Annotated in this window: 18 protein-coding genes; 5 read left to right on the plus strand and 13 right to left on the minus strand. The window is 75.3% G+C overall.

What is annotated here, in order from left to right:
* Window positions 1-12: 12 nt before the first annotated feature.
* The 5 genes from murD to RDI86_RS00320 all read right to left on the minus strand — a co-directional run bounded on the left by murD (window position 13) and on the right by RDI86_RS00320 (window position 7,465).
* Entirely contained in the window at window positions 13-1,461 is a 1,449-nt protein-coding gene (murD, locus tag RDI86_RS00300; protein ID WP_061267586.1) for a UDP-N-acetylmuramoyl-L-alanine--D-glutamate ligase, read from the minus strand.
* Window positions 1,461-2,543 carry a phospho-N-acetylmuramoyl-pentapeptide-transferase gene (gene mraY, locus RDI86_RS00305; RefSeq protein WP_021483305.1) on the minus strand — a complete coding sequence of 361 codons (1,083 nt, stop codon included), beginning with the start codon at window positions 2,541-2,543 and terminating at the stop codon, window positions 1,461-1,463. The genes murD and mraY overlap by 1 nt, the downstream gene beginning before the upstream one ends.
* Entirely contained in the window at window positions 2,540-3,988 is a 1,449-nt protein-coding gene (gene murF / locus RDI86_RS00310; RefSeq protein ID WP_168945987.1) for a UDP-N-acetylmuramoyl-tripeptide--D-alanyl-D-alanine ligase, read from the minus strand. Before murF ends, mraY begins: the two co-directional genes overlap by 4 nt.
* Window positions 3,985-5,640, minus strand: coding sequence for a UDP-N-acetylmuramoyl-L-alanyl-D-glutamate--2,6-diaminopimelate ligase (locus RDI86_RS00315; protein ID WP_076406542.1), 1,656 nt, complete (start codon window positions 5,638-5,640; stop codon window positions 3,985-3,987). Before RDI86_RS00315 ends, murF begins: the two co-directional genes overlap by 4 nt.
* 115 nt (window positions 5,641-5,755) lie before the next feature.
* Window positions 5,756-7,465 (minus strand): penicillin-binding protein 2, encoded by a 1,710-nt coding sequence (locus RDI86_RS00320; protein ID WP_308820386.1) that lies wholly within the window; start codon window positions 7,463-7,465, stop codon window positions 5,756-5,758.
* Here RDI86_RS00320 and RDI86_RS00325 point away from each other — a divergent pair.
* Entirely contained in the window at window positions 7,446-7,730 is a 285-nt protein-coding gene (locus tag RDI86_RS00325; RefSeq protein WP_308820387.1) for a hypothetical protein, read from the plus strand. The two genes, RDI86_RS00320 and RDI86_RS00325, sit on opposite strands and share 20 nt — an antisense overlap.
* A 118-nt stretch (window positions 7,731-7,848) precedes the next feature.
* Here the strand turns inward: RDI86_RS00325 and RDI86_RS00330 are convergent, their stop codons facing one another.
* The 3 genes from RDI86_RS00330 to mraZ form a co-directional block, all read right to left on the minus strand.
* A complete protein-coding gene (locus RDI86_RS00330; RefSeq protein ID WP_061267582.1) occupies window positions 7,849-8,298 on the minus strand; it encodes a hypothetical protein in 450 nt (149 codons plus the stop codon).
* Window positions 8,295-9,356 carry a 16S rRNA (cytosine(1402)-N(4))-methyltransferase RsmH gene (gene rsmH / locus RDI86_RS00335; RefSeq protein WP_076406540.1) on the minus strand — a complete coding sequence of 354 codons (1,062 nt, stop codon included), beginning with the start codon at window positions 9,354-9,356 and terminating at the stop codon, window positions 8,295-8,297. Before rsmH ends, RDI86_RS00330 begins: the two co-directional genes overlap by 4 nt.
* A gap of 168 nt (window positions 9,357-9,524) precedes the next feature.
* The gene (mraZ, locus tag RDI86_RS00340) at window positions 9,525-9,959 is read right to left on the minus strand and encodes a division/cell wall cluster transcriptional repressor MraZ (protein ID WP_031316739.1); all 435 of its coding nucleotides are present in this window, start codon (window positions 9,957-9,959) and stop codon (window positions 9,525-9,527) included.
* A 447-nt stretch (window positions 9,960-10,406) separates the two neighbouring features.
* Here mraZ and RDI86_RS00345 point away from each other — a divergent pair, with 447 nt between their 5' ends.
* Genes RDI86_RS00345 through RDI86_RS00355 form a run of 3 tightly spaced genes read left to right on the plus strand, consistent with a single transcriptional unit; the run spans window position 10,407 to window position 15,050 of the window.
* Window positions 10,407-11,414, plus strand: coding sequence for a MoxR family ATPase (locus RDI86_RS00345; protein WP_034655085.1), 1,008 nt, complete (start codon window positions 10,407-10,409; stop codon window positions 11,412-11,414).
* 1 nt (window position 11,415) lies between these two features.
* Window positions 11,416-12,756 (plus strand): DUF58 domain-containing protein, encoded by a 1,341-nt coding sequence (locus RDI86_RS00350; protein WP_163188451.1) that lies wholly within the window; start codon window positions 11,416-11,418, stop codon window positions 12,754-12,756.
* Window positions 12,753-15,050 carry a DUF3488 and transglutaminase-like domain-containing protein gene (locus tag RDI86_RS00355; protein WP_061267579.1) on the plus strand — a complete coding sequence of 766 codons (2,298 nt, stop codon included), beginning with the start codon at window positions 12,753-12,755 and terminating at the stop codon, window positions 15,048-15,050. The genes RDI86_RS00350 and RDI86_RS00355 overlap by 4 nt, the downstream gene beginning before the upstream one ends.
* Here RDI86_RS00355 and RDI86_RS00360 read toward each other — a convergent pair.
* From RDI86_RS00360 to RDI86_RS00370, 3 genes are read right to left on the minus strand one after another with little or no spacing between them, the layout of a single operon-like run.
* Window positions 14,998-15,393 (minus strand): DUF3040 domain-containing protein, encoded by a 396-nt coding sequence (locus tag RDI86_RS00360; protein WP_168945992.1) that lies wholly within the window; start codon window positions 15,391-15,393, stop codon window positions 14,998-15,000. The genes RDI86_RS00355 and RDI86_RS00360 overlap by 53 nt on opposite strands.
* A gap of 37 nt (window positions 15,394-15,430) precedes the next feature.
* The gene (dinB, locus tag RDI86_RS00365; protein ID WP_061267578.1) at window positions 15,431-16,687 is read right to left on the minus strand and encodes a DNA polymerase IV; all 1,257 of its coding nucleotides are present in this window, start codon (window positions 16,685-16,687) and stop codon (window positions 15,431-15,433) included.
* A gap of 39 nt (window positions 16,688-16,726) precedes the next feature.
* Window positions 16,727-17,170: an SAV_6107 family HEPN domain-containing protein gene (locus tag RDI86_RS00370; protein ID WP_034655077.1), complete on the minus strand. Its 444-nt coding sequence runs from the start codon at window positions 17,168-17,170 to the stop codon at window positions 16,727-16,729.
* Between the two features lie 80 nt (window positions 17,171-17,250).
* Between RDI86_RS00370 and RDI86_RS00375 the strand changes: the two genes are divergently transcribed.
* Entirely contained in the window at window positions 17,251-18,291 is a 1,041-nt protein-coding gene (locus RDI86_RS00375; RefSeq protein ID WP_168945993.1) for a spermidine synthase, read from the plus strand.
* Between the two features lie 87 nt (window positions 18,292-18,378).
* Here RDI86_RS00375 and RDI86_RS00380 read toward each other — a convergent pair whose 3' ends face one another.
* Together RDI86_RS00380 and RDI86_RS00385 are read right to left on the minus strand one after the other, a co-directional pair.
* The gene (locus RDI86_RS00380) at window positions 18,379-18,582 is read right to left on the minus strand and encodes a cold-shock protein (protein WP_034655075.1); all 204 of its coding nucleotides are present in this window, start codon (window positions 18,580-18,582) and stop codon (window positions 18,379-18,381) included.
* Between the two features lie 304 nt (window positions 18,583-18,886).
* The gene (locus tag RDI86_RS00385) at window positions 18,887-19,813 is read right to left on the minus strand and encodes a proteasome assembly chaperone family protein (protein ID WP_021482349.1); all 927 of its coding nucleotides are present in this window, start codon (window positions 19,811-19,813) and stop codon (window positions 18,887-18,889) included.
* Window positions 19,814-19,874 lie beyond the last annotated feature (61 nt).

Here is a 19,874-nt window from a genome sequence, read left to right on the forward strand (position 1 = left end):
CGGCTGCCCGGCCTACCCGTGGTCGGGGCGCAGGGCGCGCGCCGCCTCGGCGAACGCCTCGCCGCGCGCGGCGTACGAGCGGAACTGGTCCATCGACGCGCCGGCGGGCGCGAGCAGCACCGTGTCGCCGGCCTGCGCGAGGCGGCGGGCGGAGTCGACGGCGCGGGGCATCACGGTCCCAGTGTCGCCAGGATCCACGCGCACGACGGGGATATCGGGCGCGTGTCGGGCGAGCGCACCGGCGAACGGCTCGGCGTCGACGCCGATCAGCACCACCGCACGCAGCCGGTCGGCGCGCGCCGCGACGAGCTCGTCGAACGACGCCCCCTTCGCGAGGCCGCCCGCGACCCACACGACGGTGCCGGGCGCGAACGCCGCGAGGGACGCGGACGCGGCGTGCGCGTTGGTCGCCTTGGAGTCGTCGACGTAGGCGACGCCGTCGACCGAGGCGACCTGCTCGATGCGGTGCGACCCCGTGCGGAACGCACGCAGCCCGTCGCGGACGGCGACGGCCGGGACGCCGTGCGCCCGTGCGAGGGCGGCCGCGGCGAGCGCGTTCGCCACGACGTGCGCGGGCACGACGCCGTCGGCGCCCGCGAGGTGCGACAGGTCGCCGAGCGTCGCGAGCTCGGCGGCGTGCGTGTGCCGGTCCGGCGCGTCCGCGGGCGCGTGGAACGCGCGGTCGACGAGCACGTCCTCGATGACGCCGAGCTGGCCGCGCGCCGGGGCGCCGAGCGTGAAGCCGACGGCGCGGGCCCCCTCGACGACGTCCGCCTCGCGCACGAGCGCCTCGGTGCGAGGGTCCGCGACGTTGTAGACGCACGCGACCCGGGCGTCCTCGAAGACCCGGCCCTTGTCGGCCGCGTAGGCGTCGATGCCGCCGTGCCAGTCGAGGTGATCGGGGGCGACGTTGAGGACGGCGCCCGCCTCGGGCGACGTCGTGTGCGTGAAGTGGAGCTGAAAGCTCGACAGCTCGACCGCGAGCACCTCGAGCGTCGGGTCGAGCGCGGCCTCGACCACGGGCGTCCCGACGTTGCCGACCGCCGCCGTCCGCAGGCCCGCGGTCCGCAGGATCGTCTCGAGCATCTCGACGGTCGTCGTCTTGCCGTTCGTCCCGGTGACGGCGAGCCAGGGCGCGGGCCGCCCCGACGGGCCGGCGACGCGCAGGCGCCACGCGAGCTCGACCTCGCTCCACACCGGCACGCCGCGCTCCGCGGCGGCCACGAGCAGCGGGTGGCTCGGGCGCCAGCCCGGCGAGACGACGACGAGGTCCGTCGCCGCGAGGTCCACGTCCGCCGCGTCGTGCAGGTCGGCGTCGGCGGCGCCGTCGTCGAGCGTGACGACCGACGCCGCGCGCGGGCGGAGCGCCGCCGCGGCGGCGCGCCCGGACACCCCGAGACCGGCGACGACGACGCGCGCACGCTCGAGCGGGACGGCGAGGTCGTGGGGGTCGCGTGCCACTAGCCGACCACCCACTCGGCGTAGAAGATCCCGATGCCCAGCGCCGCGAACAGCCCGGCGATGAGCCAGAAGCGGATGACGATCGTGACCTCGCCCCACCCGGACAGCTCGAAGTGGTGGTGCAGCGGCGCCATCTTGAACACGCGCCGCCCGGTCATCTTGAAGAACCCGATCTGGATGACGTCGGAGAGCACGATGATGACGAAGAGGCCGCCGATGATGAGCGCGAGGAACTCGGTGCGCGTGAGGATCGACAGGCCTGCGAGCGCGCCGCCGAGCGCGAGCGATCCCGTGTCGCCCATGAAGATCTTCGCGGGGCTCGCGTTCCACCACAGGAACCCGAAGCACGCGCCGACGATCGCGGCGGCCACGATCGCGAGGTCCTGCGGGTCGCGCGTCTCGTAGCAGCTCGGCCCCGCCGACGCGAGGCGCTGGCAGGTCTGGTTGAGCTGCCAGATGCCCACGAGCACGTACGAGCCGAACACGATGAGCGAGACGCCCGTCGCGAGCCCGTCGAGACCGTCGGTGAGGTTGACCGCGTTCGACCATGCGGTGATGAGGAAGTTGGCCCAGAGCACGAACAGGATCAGCCCCACCGTGACGCCCGCGAACGCGAGGTCGAGGTTCGTGTCGCGCAGGAAGGAGATGCGCGTCGACGCCGGCGTGCGGCCGTGCTCGTTGGGGAACTGCAGCGCGAGCACCGCGAACGCGATCCCGACCGCGCCCTGGCCGATGATCTTCGCGCGGGCCGTGAGCCCGAGGCTGCGCTGCTTGCGGATCTTCGTGAAGTCGTCGAGGAAGCCGACGATCCCGAGCCCCGTCATGAGGAACAGGACGAGCAGGGCGGACACGCTCGGGAACCGCCCCGAGACGACGTACGACATCGCCCAGCCGAGCAGCGTCGCGCCGATGATGACGACCCCGCCCATCGTGGGCGTCCCGCGCTTGGTGAAGTGCGCCGTCGGGCCGTCCTGGCGGACGAACTGCCCGTAGTTGCGGTGCACGAGGAACCGGATGAACAGCGGCGTCCCGAAGAGCGCGACGAGCAGGGAGACGCCCGCCGCGACGATGATCGCGATCACGCGCGTTCACCTCCTGCCGCACCGGCGCCTGCGGCCGCCAGCTCGTCGCCGAGCCGCCACAGCCCGGACCCGTTCGAGGCCTTCACGAGCACGACGTCCCCCTCCTGCAGCTCGTCGCGCAGCAGCGCGGACGCCGCCTCGACGTCGGGGACGAAGCGCGTCTCGTCGCCCCACGACCCCTCCTGGGTCGCGCCGTCGTGGATCCCGCCGGCACCCTCGCCGACCACGACGAGCAGCTTGACGTTCAATCGGACCACGAGCCGGCCGATGTCGTCGTGCGCGACGCGCGAGTCCTCGCCGAGCTCCAGCATCTCGCCGAGCACGGCGACGGACCGCCGGTCGCGCCCCGCCATGACGGCGAGCGCCTTGAGCGCGGCGCGCATCGAGTCCGGGTTGGCGTTGTAGGAGTCGTCGATCACCGTGATGCCGTCGGGACGCTCGGTGACCTGCATCCGGTGCGGGCTCAGGGCGCGCGCGTCGGACAGCCGGGCCACGACGTCGGGCAGCGCGACGCCGAGGCGCAGCGCGGCCGTCGCGGCCGCGAGCGCGTTCGTCACGTGGTGCTCGCCGACGAGGCCGAGGGTCACGCGCGCGCTCGTGCCCTCGCCGCGCGTCGCGTCGCCCGACGCGCCGGGGCGCACGCGCAGCGTGAAGGACGCCCGGCCCGTGCGGTCGATGCCCAGGTCCTCCGCGCGCACGTCCGCCGCGGGGATCGTCCCGAACGTGACGACCTCCCCCGGCGCGACGTCGGCCATCGCCGCGACCCGCAGGTCGTCCGCGTTGAGCACGGCCACGCCGCCGGGCGCGAGGCCCGTGACGATCTCGGACTTGGCGCGCGCCACGGCCTCGATCCCGCCGAACTCGCCCAGGTGAGCGCTGCCCACGACGAGCACGACCGAGACGTCCGGGGGCGCGATGCGCGTGAGGTAGGTGAGGTGACCCACGCCGCTCGCGCCCATCTCCAGCACGAGGAAGCGCGTGGACTCGTCGGCCTCCAGCACCGTGAGCGGCAGGCCGATCTCGTTGTTGAACGACCCGCGCGGCACCACGGTGGGGCCCTCGGGGCGCAGGAGCTGGCCGAGCAGGTCCTTCGTCGTGGTCTTGCCCACGGAACCCGTGACGCCGACCACGCGCACGTCGCCGCGCTCGCGCAGCGTCGCGAGCACGTGGCGGGCCAGCTCGCCGAGCGCGGCCTGGACGTCGTCCACGACGACGCACGGCACGTCGAGCTCGCGCGCGGCGAGGACGAGCGTCGCGCCCGCCTCGACGGCGCCGGCGGCGTAGTCGTGACCGTCGACGTGCTCGCCCGGCAGCGCCACGAAGAGCGACCCCGGCGCGACCCGGCGCGAGTCGACGACGACGGGCCCCCCGACCCGGACCTCCGGGTCGGCGGACAGGCGTCCGCCGGTCGCTGCGGCCACCTGCGCCGCAGTGAGCTCGATCATGCGTGGTGCTCCTTCAGGTCGGGGGTGTCGTGGGGCGGCGTCGTCGCGGGGCGCTCCTCGAGCGCGGCGCGCGCCTCGACGCGGTCGTCCAGGGGGTGGTCGACGCCGGCGATCTCCTGCCACACCTCGTGGCCGCGGCCCGCGACGAGCACCGTGTCGTCCGGGCCCGCGGCGAGGATCGCCTCGCGGATCGCCCGGGCGCGGGGCGCGACCTCGAGCACGACGACGTCGCGCGGCTCGGGTGCGGCGGCCGCGGCCTCGCGCGCCGCGTGGGCGCCGGGCAGCACCTCCGCGCGGATCGCGGCCGGGTCCTCGCCGTGCGGGTCGTCGTCGGTCACGACCACGACGTCGGCGCCCTCGACCGCGACGCCGCCCATCGTGGGCCGCTTGCCGCGGTCCCGGTCGCCGGTCGCGCCGAACACGACCACGAGCCGGCCCGTCGTGGTGGGCCGCAGCGCGTCGAGCGCGAGGGCGAGAGCGTCCGGGTTGTGGGCGAAGTCGACGACGACGCGCGGCCGGTGGGGTGGCTCCGAGACGACCTCCATGCGGCCCGGGACCGCCGGGTCGAGCCCGCCGGCCGCCGCGAGGGCCGTCTCGAGGTCGCGCGCGTCCGTGCCCGCCTCGAGCACGAGGGCCAGGGCGAGGGCGGCGTTGGCGACGTTGAAGTGCCCGGGCAGCGACGTCGTCGTGCGCACGCTCCGGCCGTCGCGGTGCCGCAGCGTGAACGTCGAGCCACCTGCCTCCGACGGCTCGACGTCGTGCACGGTCCAGTCCGCCGCGGGCTGCTCGTCGCCCGCCGCGCTGGGGCTCACGCGCAGCGTGGCGACCGGGACGCGCGCGGCCGAGACCATGCGTTCGCCCCACGCGTCGTCGACCACGACGACGCCGCGGCGCGCGTGCTCGGGCGTGAACAGCAGCGCCTTGGCCTCGAAGTACTCCTGGAGGTCGCCGTGGAAGTCGAGGTGGTCCTGGCTGAGGTTCGTGAAGCCCACGACGTCGTAGACGAGCCCGTCGACGCGGTGGAGCGCGAGCGCGTGCGACGAGACCTCCATCGCGAGCGTGCGCACGCCGTCCTCGCGCATCGCCGCGAGCAGGGCCTGGAGGTCGGCCGCCTCCGGGGTCGTGAGGCGGCTCGGCAGCACCCGGTCGCCGGAGCGCATCTCCACGGTGCCGATGAGGCCGCCCGTCCAGCCGAGCGCGCGCAGCGCGTGGTCGACGAGGTACGTCGTCGTGGTCTTGCCGTTCGTGCCCGTCACACCGAACGTCGTGAGGTCCTGCGCGGGGGCGCCGTACACCCAGGCCGCGACGGGGCCGAGGAGCGCGCGGGGGTCGGGGGCGACGAGCACCGGCACGTCGAGGCCGGCGTCCGCGAGCAGGTCGGCGCCCTCGGCGTCCGTGAGGACGGCACGGGCGCCGCGGCCCACGGCGGCGGGCGCGAACCGCGCCCCGTGCGCGCGGGCGCCGGGCAGCGCCACGAAGAGGTCGCCCGCGTCGGCGGCGCGGTCGTCCGACGCCACCGACCACACCTCGGCGGAGCCCGGTGCGGCGGCCGCGCCACCCGCGCGGACGTCGAGCCCGAACCGTGCTGCCAGGTCCGCCACCGACCGACGGGTGGTCGTGGCAGGGCGAAGACGGTCGATCGGGGATGTCACGTGTAGAACCTACCGTGCCGGGACGGGCCGCCCCGCAAGCCCGCTGGCGGCTGCACCCGGGCCGGGGCGCGCTTCACGGGACCTTCACCGGGGACCGGGAGAGGGGCGGTGAGGTTCACCACGTCGTCGGGAGCGGCACGTAGGGCTCGGTGCTCGGCTGGACGCCCTCGTGCTCGAGGGTGAAGCCCATGATCTCGCTGAACACCGGGGCCGCGACGACGCCACCGAAGATCGACGAGTGCGGGTTCTTGAGGAACACCGACACGGTGAACCGCGGGTCGTCCGCGGGCGCGACGCCGATGAACGACGCCATGATCCCGGACAGCCGCCCGTCGTCGCCCGCCGCCTCCGCGGTGCCGGTCTTGCCCGCGACGCGGTAGCCGGGCACCGAGGCGCTCGAGCCGGTGCCCTCCTCCACGACGGACTCCATCATGTGCAGCACCGTGTCCGCCGTCTCCTGGGACACGACGCGCTCCGGCGCCGGACGCTCCGCGGGCACGAGCTCGCCGCGCTCGTCCGTCGTCCCGGCGACGATGCTCGGCGTCGCGCGGACCCCGCCGTTCGCGATCGTCGAGAAGACGCTCGTCGCCTGGATCGCGTTGACCGACACGCTCTGGCCGAAGAGGACCGCGTACTCGGTGCGGCCGTCCCACGAGTCCGCGGGGTGCAGGATGCCCGCCGACTCGCCGGGCAGCCCGAGGCCGGACTTCTGGCCGAAGCCGAACTTGCGCAGGTAGTCGTAGCGGACCTGCTTGGGGATCTTCTCGCCGACCTGGACCGTGCCCGTGTTCGACGACTCCGCGAGGATGCCCGCGAGCGTCAGGCGCTCGACGGGGTGGTCGTGCGAGTCCTTGAACGTCTGACCGTTCGGGGTGGTGTAGCGGTCGGGCACCTCGAACCGCGACCCGGCGTCCGCGTGGCCGCCCTCGATGGCCGCCGCCATCGTGATGACCTTGCCCGTCGACCCGGGGTCGAACACGTTCGCGACGGCGCGGCTCGGGCGGGCGACGGCGTCCGTCGAGCGGTCGTTCGGGTTCACCGTGCCCGAGTCCGCGAGCGCGAGCACCTCGCCCGTGCGGACGTCCTGCACGACGGCGATCGCGTACTCCGCCCCCGTCTCGCTCACCGCCCGGTCGATCGCGTCCTGAGCCTTCCACTGCACGTCGCGCACCGTCGTGAGGCGCACGTTCAGGCCGGGCACCGCCTCGACGACGTCGCACCGACCCGTCGGGATGAGCTGTCCGCCGAGCCCTGCCTCGCACCGGCGCGAGCCCGGCGTCCCGGCCAGGACGTCGTCGTACGACGCCTCGATGCCGCCGCCGCCCGTCTGCTCGTCGTTGACGAAGCCCACGAGGTTGCCAGCGACCGTGCCCGCCGGGTACGTGCGCTCGCTCGTCATCGTCGTGCTGACGAACGCGGACAGCCGCAGGTCGGCGATCTGGCGCTGCACCTCGGGCGTGACGTCCTTCTCCAGGACGAGGTACCGCGACGTGCCGACGAGGTCGGCCGCGAGCTCGACCGCGGACCGGTCGAGGATCGGGGCGAGCAGCTTCGCGACGCCCACCGCCCCGCCCTCCTCGAGCGGCTCGCCGTTGACCAGGTCGCCGGCACGGGGCTCGAAGCGCGCGATCGCCTGGAGGTCGGCCGCGACGGTGTACCGGTCCACGGAGGTCGCGAGCACCACGCCGTCGGCGTCCGTGATGTCGCCGCGGTGCGCGATCGTCGTCGAGCTGCGCGTGCGGTCGTTCTGGGCCTCGGCCGCGAGCGCGGGCCCGCGGAGGACCTGGACGTTGACGAGCTGCGCGATGAACACCGCGGTGATCACGCCCGCGACGACGATGAGCCAGCGCTGCCGACGCTCGGGCCGGCCGGGCTCGCGGGTCCCTCGGGCCGGACGGGCCGGCGGGCGGCCGGCCCCGCGCGGCGCCCGCGACACCGGGGCACGCCCCGACGTGCTGCGCGTGGTCGGCACGCGACCGGACGTGGTGCGCGCCGTCGAGGCGCGACCGGACGCGGCGCGCGCCGAGGCGGTGCCCGTCGAGGCGGTGCGCGCGGGCACGGGACCTCCGGAGCGAGCACCCGCGGCCTGACCGGTGGACGCAGGACGGCCTCCCGAGGAGGCCCGGGAGGCCGCGGTGGCGGGACGGGGGCGCGGGGCGCCCGCCGCCGGTCGTGACCGGCCGGTGCGCCCGGCACCCGTGCCCTGCGTCACTCCCCCGCCCCCTCCTGCGCCACGCCGAGCACCGTGCCGTCGGACAGGCGGACCATCGCCGGGTCCTGCGCCTCGACCATGCCGAGCCCGCGCGCGGTCTCCGGCAGCGCCGTCCTCTGCTCGGCGACCTGCAGCTGCAGGCTCTGCGTGTCCTGGGCCACGCGACTCACCTCCCGGCGCAGCTCCGACATCTCGTAGGAGTTGCGCGCCATCGTCGTGTTCACCAGGAGAGCACACAGGAGCGCGGCGCCGAGGATCGACATGCAGACGACGAGGAACGGGACCTTGGACCGCGCCTGCAGCGGCGCCCGGACGAGCTCGAGACGCGAGCGCAGCGCCCGCTCGGACGCGCCGCCCGGCAGGGCGGTCAGCGACGGGCGCGGTGCGGGCGCCGGCCGGGCCGGGCGCGGGAGCGGGCGGGCGGCGGTCGACCTCTGTGCGCTCATCGTGTCGTCTCCCCCGGGTCGTGCGGTCGGTCGGTCGGTCGGTGGCCGGGCGCCGGCGAGCGGCGAACGGCGGACGGGCGGCGGTGCGGCGGTGTCGGGCGGGTGCGCTCGGCGGCTCGCAGGCGCACGGACGCGGACCGCGGGTTCGTCTCGCGCTCCCCGGCCGGCGCCTCCTCGGCCCCCCGGGTCAGCAGGCGCAGGTACGGCTCGTCCTGCTCGGGCACGACCGGCAGGCCGGCGGGCGCGCTGATCGTCGCGCCGGCGGCGAGCACGCGCTTGACGATGCGGTCCTCGAGCGAGTGGTACGACTCGACGACGATGCGCCCGCCCACGGCGAGCACGTCCACCGCGGCGGGGACCGCGCGCTCGAGGACCTCGAGCTCGCCGTTCACCTCGATGCGCAGCGCCTGGAACGTGCGCTTGGCGGGGTTGCCGCCCGTCGTGCGGGTGGCCGCCGGGATCGACGCGCGGACGAGGTCGACGAGGTCCGCGCTGCGCTCCCACGGCTGCTGCTCGCGCCGGCGCACCACGGCCCGCGCGATCCGCTGCGCGAACCGCTCCTCGCCGTAGTCGCGCAGGATCCGGGTGAGCGCGCGCTCGTCGTACGTGTTGAGCACGTCCGCGGCCGTGAGGCCCACGGTCGGGTCCATGCGCATGTCGAGCGGTGCGTCGTGCGCGTAGGAGAACCCGCGCTCCGTCTCGTCGATCTGGAGCGAGGAGACGCCGAGGTCCATGAGCACGCCCTGGACCGGTGCGCCGACCACGTCCGCGACGACGTCCTCGATCTCGTCGTACACGGCGTGCACGGCGCGGAAGCGGTCGCCGAACCGGGCGAGCCGGCGCGACGCGCGGTCAATCGCCTCGGGGTCGCGGTCGATGCCGACCACGCGCGCCGTCGGCACCTGCTCCAGGACGGCCTCCGTGTGGCCGCCCATGCCGAGCGTGCAGTCGACGAGCACGGAGCCCGGCTCGCCGAGCGCGGGCGCGAGCAGGTCGACGCAGCGCTGGAGGAGGACCGGGACGTGCCGCTCGGCGGCGTCGTCGGGGGTGCTCGTCACGTCCTCCTCCTCTCCGTGCTGGTCGTCGTGCTGCGGTGCTGCTGCTGGTCGTGCTGTGCTGCGGGCGCCGTACGGTCAGGTCTCCCTCCGCGTCCTTTCTGGCGCCGGGGAAGTGCGCCAGACCGGGCGGGAGGAGGCCTCACCGTGCGGAGCCGGTGGTGCTCGGCCCTAGAAGCGCAGGTCCGGGAACACCTCCTCCGCGGTGTCGGAGTACGCCGACTCCTGCTCCGCGAGGTACGTCTCCCACGCCTGCGCGTCCCAGATCTCGACGCGCGTGCCGGCGCCGATCACGGCGACGTCGCGGTCGAGCCCCGCGTACGCCCGCAGGGGCGCGGGGATCGAGACACGTCCCTGCTTGTCCGGGATCTCGTCGCTCGCCCCCGAGAGGAAGACGCGCAGGTAGTCCCGGGCCTGCTTGCTCGTCACCGGCGCCTGCCGGATCTGGTCGTACATGCGCCGGAACTCGTCCATCGGCAGCAGGAACAGACAGCGCTCCTGCCCCCGCGTCATGACGAGACCCGGTGCGAGCCGCGACCGGAACTTCGCGGGGAGGATGAGCCTCCCCTTGTCGTCCAGACGCGGCGTGAAGGTGCCCAGGAGCAGGCCGGAGGAACCGCCGAGCACGTCGTCCACGAAGCCGGACATGCACCTGGCACCTCCCCTCCTGCTCCCTTCTGCTCCACGGTACTCCACTTCCCTCCACCGCTCTCGGCGAAAGTCCCAGGTTTCACCCGTCTTCGCAGGATCTCCGCAGGTCAGACGGGCTGGAGCGCGGCGGAGGGGAGGACTCCCCAGGGCGCGTCGCGGCCGCGTCCGGCGGGACCGTCGTCGGGGGGCGACCGCTTCCAGGAGCCGTCCGACGGGTCCTGGGCGGCGGCGCCCGGCGCCCGTGGAGGGAGAGGGAGGGGGCACGGGTCCGCCGACCCCGGACCGCGCGCCCCCTGGCCGGGGTCGGCGGACCTCCCACCGTCTACTAGGCTCTTCCCACCCGCGGTCTCGCCGGTCCGCGGCCCTGCGCCACCGACGACGGAGGTCCCCGTGCTCCCCGACATCGCCCCTGTCGCGCCCTCCGACGAGCCCGGCTCAGGACGCCTCGCCGGTCTCGACGAGCTGGTCGAGACCACCGGACGGATCCGCTCCGGCATCGAGTCGGTAGTCACCGGGCGACCGGACCTCGTGACCGTCACCGTCGCCGTCCTCCTGGCACAGGGGCACCTTCTCGTCGAGGACGTCCCCGGCGTCGGCAAGACGACGCTCGCCAAGGCGCTGGCGCGCACGATCGACTGCAAGGTCGGCCGCATCCAGTTCACGCCCGACCTCCTGCCGAGCGACCTCACCGGCGTCAACATCTACCGCGCCGCGAACCACGAGTTCGAGTTCCGGCCCGGCCCCGTCTTCTCCAACATCGTCATCGGCGACGAGATCAACCGCGCCTCCCCCAAGACGCAGTCGGCGCTCCTGGAGTGCATGGAGGAGGGCCAGACGACGGTCGACGGCACGACCCACATGCTCCCGAGCCCGTTCCTCGTCGTCGCGACCCAGAACCCGGTCGAGATGGAGGGCACCTACCCGCTCCCCGAGGCCCAGCGCGACCGCTTCATGGCACGGCTCACCGTGGGGTACCCCGACGTCGACGCCGAGCTCCGGATGCTCGACCGCCAGGAGTCGGACAACCCGCTCGCGCACCTGCGGCCCGTGACCACCGGGGCGGACGTGCTGCGGTTCGCCGAGGTCGCGCGCTCGGTCCACGCGTCCACGGCCGTCAAGCGCTACGTCCTCGCGCTGGTCACCGGGACGCGCGAGCACCCGGGCCTGCGCCTCGGCGCCTCCCCCCGCACGACGCTCCAGCTCCTGCGCGCGGCGAAGGCCCTGGCCGCGATGGCGGGGCGCGACCACGTCCTCCCCGACGACGTGCAGTACCTCGCGGTGCCCGTGCTCGCGCACCGGCTCGTCGTCACCACCGAGGCACGGCTCTCGGGCCAGGACGCCGAGGCCGTCGTCGCGTCCCTCGTGGCGCAGACGCCGATCCCCGCCCTGGACGCGACCGAGCGACGCTGACGTGCGCGGCCCGTCGTTCCTCGCGCGGCTCCGGCGCAGGACCAGGAGCCTCGCCAGCGCGCGCCCGACCCGCCGCGGCGTCGTGGTCCTCGGTGCGGGCGCCGCGCTCGTGGTGCTCGGCGTCACGCTCGGCCTGCCGGACCTCGTCGGGCTCGGCGCGGCGGGGCTCCTCGCCGTGGGGGCCGCGTGGTGCTGGATGGCGGCCCGGCGCATCGACCGGGGGCGCGGCGCGCTGCACGTGACGCGCCGGGTCCAGCCCAACCCCGCCGTGCGCGGCCAGCTCACGACCGCGCGCCTGACCGTCGCGGCGGCGCGCACGACGTCGTCGACGGCCTCCACGCTCGCACGCCTGCGCATCAGCGAGCAGGCCGCGCACGAGCTGTCCGACCAGGGCTCGCTGCGCGCGCAGGTCGCGACGGTCGGCGACCACATCGCCGTGCGGTACCGCCTGCGGCCGCTGCGCCGCGGCCGGTGGCCGCTCGGCCCGCTCCTCACGACGCGGACCGACCTGTTCGGCCTCGTCAGCGCGACGCAGGAGCTCGGCGACCCGACGGCCGTGGCAGTCTGGCCGCGCACCGTCGAGCTGCCCGTGCGCGGGAGCCGCGCGTTCGGCGAGCACGAGCGCTCGGCCTCCGGCGCCCGGCTCGCGTCGAGCGACGACTCGGTCCTGCGCGACTACGTCGCCGGTGACGACCCCCGCCGCGTGCACTGGGTCAGCGCCGCGCGCCGCGGCCAGCTCATGGTGCGCTCCGACGAGAGCGCGGGCCTGCCACCCGTGACCGTGCTCCTCGACCGCGGCCTCCTGCCCCACCCGGAGCTCGCCGCGTCGAGCCCGCGTGCGCTGGCCGACGGCGAGTGGGCCGTCGAGTGCGCGGCGTCGATCGGGGTGTCGCTGCTCCAGGCGGGGCACCCCGTCCGCCTCGTCCCCACGTCGCTCGCCGCGGTGGTCTCCGGCACCGGCTTCCGCGTCAACCGGTCCGGCGAGGGCCCGGCCGACCTGCTCGACGCCACGGTCGACCTGCACGGGCACCAGGTCGTGGCAGACGCCGACCGCTCCGTCGTGACGACCTCCGAGGCGCTGCGACGCGACCGCCGCCCGGGCGAGATCACCGTCGCCGTGCTCGGCCCGCTCGGCTCCGTGGCCCGGCACACCGTCGCCGCGATGGCCGGGGACGGCGTCCACCGCGCGCTCGTGGTGAGCACCCGGCCGTGGGCCCCCGAGCACGCCGACGCCGTCGAGACCGTCGCCGCGCTCCGCTCGACGGGGTGGCATGCCGCGCTCGTCGACCCGTCCGTGTCGCTCGAGCACGCCTGGACCCTGCTCGTGGAGGGCTCACGATGACCGCACCCCGGCCGGGAACCTCGGACTCCGCGGGCCTGCGCGTGCTCGCGACGAGCGCGCTCGTCGCCACCGCGGTCGTCGCGTCGGCGTACGCGCTGGGGAGCGTCGTGGGGCCGGGCGGCTGGACGGGCACGGTCGTGCGCGTCGTCGTCGTCCTCGCGCTCGTCACCGGTCTCAGCCGCTGGGCGCTCGAGCGGAGCCACGCGGCGCGCGGCGAGGTGCTCGCCCCGCCGGCGGCGCTCCTGCCGTCGCTCGCGGGGCTCGTCGTCGGGCTGTGGGCCCTGCTCGGGCTGTACGGCGGGCCGACGGACCGGTTCTCGCTCCTCATCGGCCTGTCCAACGTGGACCGCGTCGTGTCCCGCCTGGGCACCGCGCGCGACCTCACGCTCGCGGAGGTCGCCCCGATCGACCCCAGCCTGCCCATCGCTCTCCTGGCGGTCGGCGGCGCGGTCGTGGTGTTCGTCGTCGCCGACCTCATGGCCGGCGGGCTGCGGCTCGGCGCGGGGGTCGCGCTGCCGCTCCTCGCCCTGTGGGTGCCCGGGCTCGTCATCGTCGGCGAGATCCCGCCGCTCGCGTTCGTCGTGACGGTCACCGCCCTCGTGCTCCTCCTCGCGGTGGACAACCCGCACCGCGCCGTCCGCCGCGGGGCGTCCGCGCGACGCCCGGAGGACCGCGCCGCCGGAGGCCTGCGTGCCGCGGGCGCGCTCGTCGTGGCGGTCGCCGTGGCGGTCACCGCGCTCGGCCTCGGGTCGGCGAGCGCCTCGCTCCCCGAGGTGGCGTCGGCGTCGTGGTCGCGCCTGTTCTCCTCGACCGGCCAGACGGTCCGGCTCTCCGACGACCTGGACATGCGGCGCGACCTCGCCGAGCGCTCGGGCGAGGTGGTCCTGCGCTACCGGACCGACGGCGAGGGCGTCGGTCCCCTGCGGGTCTTCACGCTCACCGGCTTCGACGGCACCAACTGGCGCCGTGGCGCGGACCGCGACGGCACCCCCATCGACGGCGGCGAGCAGGTCCTGTGGCCCGACGACCCGGGCGCCACCGGGGACCCGACGTCGCTGCGCGTCACGCTCGAGTCGCTGCGCGACACCAAGCTGCCGCTGCCGACCGAGCCGCGCGCCGTCGGCATCGACGGCGACTGGGCGTACGACGACGTGCGCGACGAGGTGCTCGGTGAGCAGCCGACGGGCGCGGGCACGTCCTACGAGGTCACGGTCTTCCCGCGGCCGCTCGACGCCGACGCGTTGCGCGGCGCCAGCGGCGCGGACCCCGACGACCCCAACTACCTCGACGTGCCCGCGACGGAGCACGAGCAGGACATCCGCGACCTCGCGACGTCCGTCGTCGACGGCGCGACGACGCGCTACGACCAGGCGCTCGCGCTGCAGACCTACTTCCGCGACATCTCGCAGTTCACGTACTCCACCGAGGTGCCGCCGGGCACCTCGGGCGACGCAGTCTGGGACTTCCTCCAGGACCGGACGGGCTACTGCGTCCAGTTCGCGACGTCGATGACGATGATGGCCCGCACGCTCGGCATCCCCGCGCGGCTGGGCGTCGGGTTCCTGCCGGGCGAGCGGGTCGACGAGTCGAGCTACCAGGTCACGGGTCGCGACTCCCACGCATGGCCCGAGCTGTACTTCCCGGGCCAGGGCTGGGTGCGTTTCGAGCCGACGCCCGCCCAGCAGACCGGTCCGACGCCGACGTGGGCCACCCCGGTCGCCGTCACGCCCGGCGGCCCGGCAGACCCGGGGAACGTCCCGACGCCGGGCGCCACCACGGCCGCGCCGTCAGCGCCGGCGACGCCGGCACCCACCGCCCCGGGGGCCGGCACGACGGGCGGCACGCAGGAGGACTCCACCTCGTGGCCGCTCGTCGTGGGCGTGGCGCTGCTCGTCGCGGCGGTGCTCGCCGCAGGGCTGTGGTTCGTGCTGCGCCGACGCACCGAGGCGGAGAGCCTGCGGGACGCCGAGGACGCCTGGGCCGAGCTCGTGGCACGGCTCGGTGCGCTGGACGTGCGGTGGCCGTCGTCCACGACGCCGCGCCGCGTGCCCGCCGTCGTCGTCGCGACCCTGCAGGCGCGACGCGGGACCGATGCCGGGGACGAGGACCTGGCCGAGGCGCTCACGGCCCTCGCGGCGGCGCTCGAGGCGGAGCGCTACGCCCCGCGTCCGCGCGAGACGGTCACCCCGGAGCGTCTCCAGGCGCTCGTCGACGCCGCCGTCGAGGGGATCGAGAGGTCGCTCAGCGACCGTCCTGCTCGCGCCGACGGTCCCAGCGCTCTTCGAGTCGGCTGAGGAACGACTTGCGCGAGGTCCTGCTCGCTGCGGCCGGCCGGACGGTGCCGTCGGCCTCGACGGTGCCGACCGGTCCCTTGCGGGAGGCGCGCGGTGCCTGGAAGACCAGCACGACGCCGGCGAACATGAGGACGAAGCCGATGACGCCGAGCCAGGTCTGCGAGAGCGCGGCGCCCAGCACCAGCAGGAGCAGCCCTCCCACGACGCCGACACCGGCCAGGACGTAGCGCAGCGCAGAGCGACGTCGAGGGGCCTGGAGCGTGTTCGCCAACCGCGGATCGTCCGAGGTGAGCGCGCGCTCCATCTGCTCCAAGACCCGCTGCTCGTACTCAGACAGAGGCATGAGCACCCCGATTCTCCACGGTGGTCGTGTGACACCCTCAGGATAGATCGACATCCGCGGGGGTGGTAGTCGAGCGGGCCCGGGCGGGCCCCATCGCGATGGATCTCACCCCGAAACGGCCGCGGACGGCGTCGACGGCCTCCTCCGCGCGCCGTCGGACGGCGTTCGTCCCCACCACGGCCTCCTCGAGCGTGGGCTGGACGACGGCCTCCGCGCGCGGCTCGAGACCTTCCGCACGCACCCCCACGAGCCGGACCGCGAGCCCTCGCAGGTCCACCCCCGCGACGAGCTCGCGCGCGACGAGGTAGATCTCGCGCGCGACGTCCGTCGGGGCGCCGAGCGTGCGGGCGCGCGTGACCGTCCGGAAGTCGCTCGTGCGGACCTTCACGCTCACCGTGCGGGCGACGAGGCCCTGGTGCCGGAGCCGCCCGGCGCACCGGTCGGCGAGCTCGAGCACGCGCGCCTGCACGGCGGCGAGGTCACGCAGGTCGTGCTCGAACGTCGTCTCCGCGCCGACGCTCCGCTCCGAGCGCTCCGGCTGGACGGGGCGCGGGTCACGACCCCACGCGAGGTCGTGCAGGTGCGCCCCGGACACCTTGCCGACCGCCGTCTGCAGGGACGCGACGTCGGTGTCGGCGAGCTCGGCCACCGTCCGGATGCCCCACTGCGCGAGGACGGCCTCCGTGCGCTCGCCCACGCCCCACAGCGCCCCGACCGGCAGGGTGCGCAGGAACGGCACCGTCGCCGCGGCGGGCACGAGCAGCATGCCGTCGGGCTTGGCGTGCGTGGACGCGAGCTTCGCGACGAACTTCGTGGTCGCGATCCCGACCGAGCACGTGATCCCGTGGTCCGCCTGGACCCGACGCCGCAGCGCGGCCGCGATCCGCGTGGGCGGCCCGAGGCGGCGCCGCGCGCCGCTGACGTCGAGGAACGCCTCGTCGACGCTCACCTGCTCCACGAGCGCGGTGATCTCGCCGAGCGCGGCCATGACCGAGCGCGAGACCTCGTGGTACCGCGTGTGGTCCGGCGGCACGACGACCGCCTGCGGGCACAGCCGGCGTGCGGTCGTCATGGGCATCGCCGAATGGACGCCGAACGCGCGCGCCTCGTAGGTGGCAGCCAGGACGACTCCCCGCTCGGCAGCGCCGACGATGACCGGTCGCCCGACGAGCTGGGGACGCCGCGCGAGCTCGACCGAGGCGAAGAACGCGTCCATGTCGACGTGCAGGATCGAGCAGCCGCTCTCGTCGTCGCCCCAGTCCCGGCGGACGACGGCACGAGGACCCCGGCTCATCGGGTGCTCACCGTGCCCGCGGGCCGACCGGCCGGGTCGTCACGACGCCACCGTACGCAGCCCGGGGAGCCGGACGAAGCCGGCGTCCGGGTCGACCAGCATCGCGACCTCGTCGCGGAAGTCCTCGGCGCACGCGACGAGCTCGTCGGCGCGACGCGGGTCGACCTCGTCGAACCGCCCGGCGTCCACGGCGGCGCGGACGCGCGCGCCGCTCGCGAAGTACACCGACCACGCGGCGAGCGCGGGCTCGGCGTCCGCGAGCTGCTCCCACACCGAGCGGGCGCGCCCACGGCGCACGGGGCGCGCACGGAGCGCGACGACCGCGGCGGCTGCCCGCAGCGCGCCGAGGTGGGCGTGGACGAACCGCTCCCCCGCGTCCTGCGCGAGCGCCGCCGCGACGAGCTCCGCGTCCGCGCGGGCGAGCAGCCGCCGGACCTCGGCGGGAACCACGACCTGCGCCCTCGCGCCTGCTTCGTTCGACATCGCGCACCTCCTGCTCCACTATCGAACACCTGTTCGATCCTGTCAACGTGCCGGACGCCGACAGCCCGTACCGTGGGCACATGGCTCGCCGTACCTCCCGACGCCCTCCAGGGTCCTCCGCACCACCCACACCGCCCCGGCGTCGGGGCCCCGCGCGTGGTGGGCCTGCGGCGTCCGACCTCCCGGACGAGCCCGTCGCGACCACGACGGGCACCGCGCGCGTCGAGCGCGACCCCGACCGCCCGTCGGCGGTCACCCTCTACGTCAACGGGGTGCCGAGCTCGTACCTCGACCTGGACGACCCCGGGATGCTCGCGTTCGAGTACATGCAGCAGATGGCCGCGGTGGTCGACGAGCTCCACCCTGGACCCGTGCGTGCGCTGCACCTCGGGGCCGCCGGGTGCAGCCTGCCGCGCTGGGTGGAGCACACCCGCCCCGGCTCGACGCAGCTCGGGGTCGACCTCGACGCGCGCCTCCTGGAGCTCGTGCGCGCCTGGTTCGACCTGCCGCGCTCCCCGCGGCTGCGGCTGCGGCCCGACGACGCCCGGCACGCGGTGGAGGGGCTCGCCGACGCGTCGTTCGACGTCGTGGTCCGGGACGTCTTCCACGGCGACCGCACGCCCGACCACCTCGTGACCCTCGGCATGGCCGAGGAGGTGCGGCGCGTCCTGCGACCGGGGGGCGTCTACCTGGTCAACTGCGCGGACCGGCCGCCCCTCGCGTCGGTGCGGCGCGAGCTGACGACGCTCGCGGCCGCGTTCGGGGAGGGCACGGGCGCCGGCGCCCTGGAGGAGGGGCGCGTCGCGGCGATCGCCGAGCCCGCACAGCTCAAGGGCCGCCGGTACGGGAACGTGGTGCTCGCCGCGGTCGCGCCGGGAGGCGCCGGCCCCGGCCTGGCCGGCCCGGGCCTCGCGCGCGCCGTGCGCTCGCTGGCCGTGCCGGCGCGCGTCCTCGTGGGGGGCGAGCTGCGGACCTTCGTCGGCCCGGCGGCGCCCCTCCTGGACCCCACGCCCGCGGACCCCGGGTCCGCCGACCCCACGTTCGAGGGACCCGCTCCCGGCGACGCCACGACCGCGCGGCCGGCGACCGACGAGCACGCGCGGGCGCCGCGCGAGGGCTGACACGCCAGGAGCCGCGCCCCCGGGAGGGGACGCGGCTCCTGCGCTGCTGCTACGACCGGGCGAACCGACCGCAGGACGTCGTGGACGTCAGAGCGGGCGGACCTTCTCCGCCTGCGGGCCCTTCGGCCCCTGGGTGATCTCGAACTCGACCCGCTGCGCCTCGTCGAGCGTGCGGTACCCGTTCGACTCGATCGCCGAGTAGTGCACGAAGACGTCGGCACCGCCGCCGTCCTGCGCGATGAAGCCGTAGCCCTTCTCGGCGTTGAACCACTTCACAGAACCCTGCGCCATGCTGTTCCTCTGACCTTCTGTCCATCCGGGGACATCAGCAGGCGGACCCTTCGTCCACCCCCGTGCGCCGCAATGCCATGTCCCACGTCCTTCGCCGGCATCCCGGCCGTGTGCGGCCGGCGAGGCCCGACGTCGGACCGCCCCGCCGGGCGGACCCACGTTCCGGCCCTGTACCGGGTCGTGCGCAAGTACGTCACTGCAACGGGTCACAGTGTGGCATGGACCACGTCAGGTCCGCCATGGAGAACGGGCCCTCTCGTGCCGATTTTTCGGCACATAGTCCCCGGCTCTGCAGCGGGCGCGGTCACTCCCCCGACTGCTGCGCGAGGAAGCGCTCGAACTCCGCGCCGAGCTCGTCGGCCGTGGGGATCGGCGCCGACTCGGCGAGCAGGCTCGTGCGCCCGACCGAGCGGGCGAAGGCGTCGTACTGCTCCTCGAGCGCCCGGACCACCGCCGCGACCTCCTCGGAGTCGCGCACCTGGCGCTCGACCTCGGTCTTCGCGTCCTGGACCGCGTCCGCGAGGCCGCCCGTGGCGAGGTCGAGACCCGTCACGCGCTGGACGTGCTCGAGCGCGACGACCGCCGCGGGCGGGTACGACGACTGGGCGAGGTAGTGCGGCACGTGCACGGTGTAGCCGACGGCGTCGTGGCCCGCGCGCCCGAGCCGCAGCTCGAGCAGCGCGGCGAGGCTCGCCGGGACCTTGACCGTCCCGAACCACGACGTGTGCTCGCCGAGCAGCTCGGGGCGCGTGGCGTGCGCCGTCACCGAGAGCGGCCGCGTGTGCGGGATGCCCATCGGGATGCCGTGGAAGCCCACGACGAGCGAGACGCCCAGGCGCTCGACGACGTCGCGCACCGCGGCGACCACGCGCTCCCACTGGACGTCCGGCTCGGCGCCGTGCAGCAGCAGGAAGCCGGTGCCCTCGGCGTCGCGCACGTGGTCGACGACGAGGTACGGCTCGTCGTAGTCGGACCAGCGGTCCGTGCTGAAGGTCATCGTGGCCCGCTTCGAGCGGTAGTCGATGAGCTGGTCGGCGTCGAACGTCACCAGGCGGGTGACCTCACCGATCTCCAGCAGGTGGTCGACGGCCACCTCTCCCGCGCTGCCCGCGTCGACGAACCCCGCGACCGCGTGCAGCAGCACCGGCCCGGAGCCCGCCTCGGGCGGCGTGGGCCACAGGCGCGCCACGGCCTGCTCGTCGAGCTCGTAGATCCCGCGAGGGTCCAGCATGCATCCTCCTCGTCACGTCCTTCGCCCGTGCGCCGCCGGTGGCGCGCTGCGGGCCTGACGA

The sequence above is a fragment of the Cellulosimicrobium sp. XJ-DQ-B-000 genome, assembly GCF_031119065.1.
In the GTDB taxonomy this organism is placed as follows: Bacteria; Actinomycetota; Actinomycetes; order Actinomycetales; family Cellulomonadaceae; genus Cellulosimicrobium; species Cellulosimicrobium funkei.

Excerpts from the sequence above, each read along its gene's own strand:
- murF (WP_168945987.1), bottom strand. The coding sequence starts at position 3,988 with ATGATCGAGCTCACTGCGGCGCAGGTGGCCGCAGCGACCGGCGGACGC.
- dinB (WP_061267578.1), bottom strand. The coding sequence starts at position 16,687 with ATGAGCCGGGGTCCTCGTGCCGTCGTCCGCCGGGACTGGGGCGACGAC.
- RDI86_RS00355 (WP_061267579.1), top strand. The coding sequence starts at position 12,753 with ATGACCGCACCCCGGCCGGGAACCTCGGACTCCGCGGGCCTGCGCGTG.
- RDI86_RS00330 (WP_061267582.1), bottom strand. The coding sequence starts at position 8,298 with ATGAGCGCACAGAGGTCGACCGCCGCCCGCCCGCTCCCGCGCCCGGCC.
- RDI86_RS00370 (WP_034655077.1), bottom strand. The coding sequence starts at position 17,170 with ATGTCGAACGAAGCAGGCGCGAGGGCGCAGGTCGTGGTTCCCGCCGAG.
- RDI86_RS00380 (WP_034655075.1), bottom strand. The coding sequence starts at position 18,582 with ATGGCGCAGGGTTCTGTGAAGTGGTTCAACGCCGAGAAGGGCTACGGC.
- RDI86_RS00325 (WP_308820387.1), top strand. The coding sequence starts at position 7,446 with ATGAACACCGCGGTGATCACGCCCGCGACGACGATGAGCCAGCGCTGC.
- RDI86_RS00375 (WP_168945993.1), top strand. The coding sequence starts at position 17,251 with ATGGCTCGCCGTACCTCCCGACGCCCTCCAGGGTCCTCCGCACCACCC.
- RDI86_RS00385 (WP_021482349.1), bottom strand. The coding sequence starts at position 19,813 with ATGCTGGACCCTCGCGGGATCTACGAGCTCGACGAGCAGGCCGTGGCG.
- RDI86_RS00360 (WP_168945992.1), bottom strand. The coding sequence starts at position 15,393 with ATGCCTCTGTCTGAGTACGAGCAGCGGGTCTTGGAGCAGATGGAGCGC.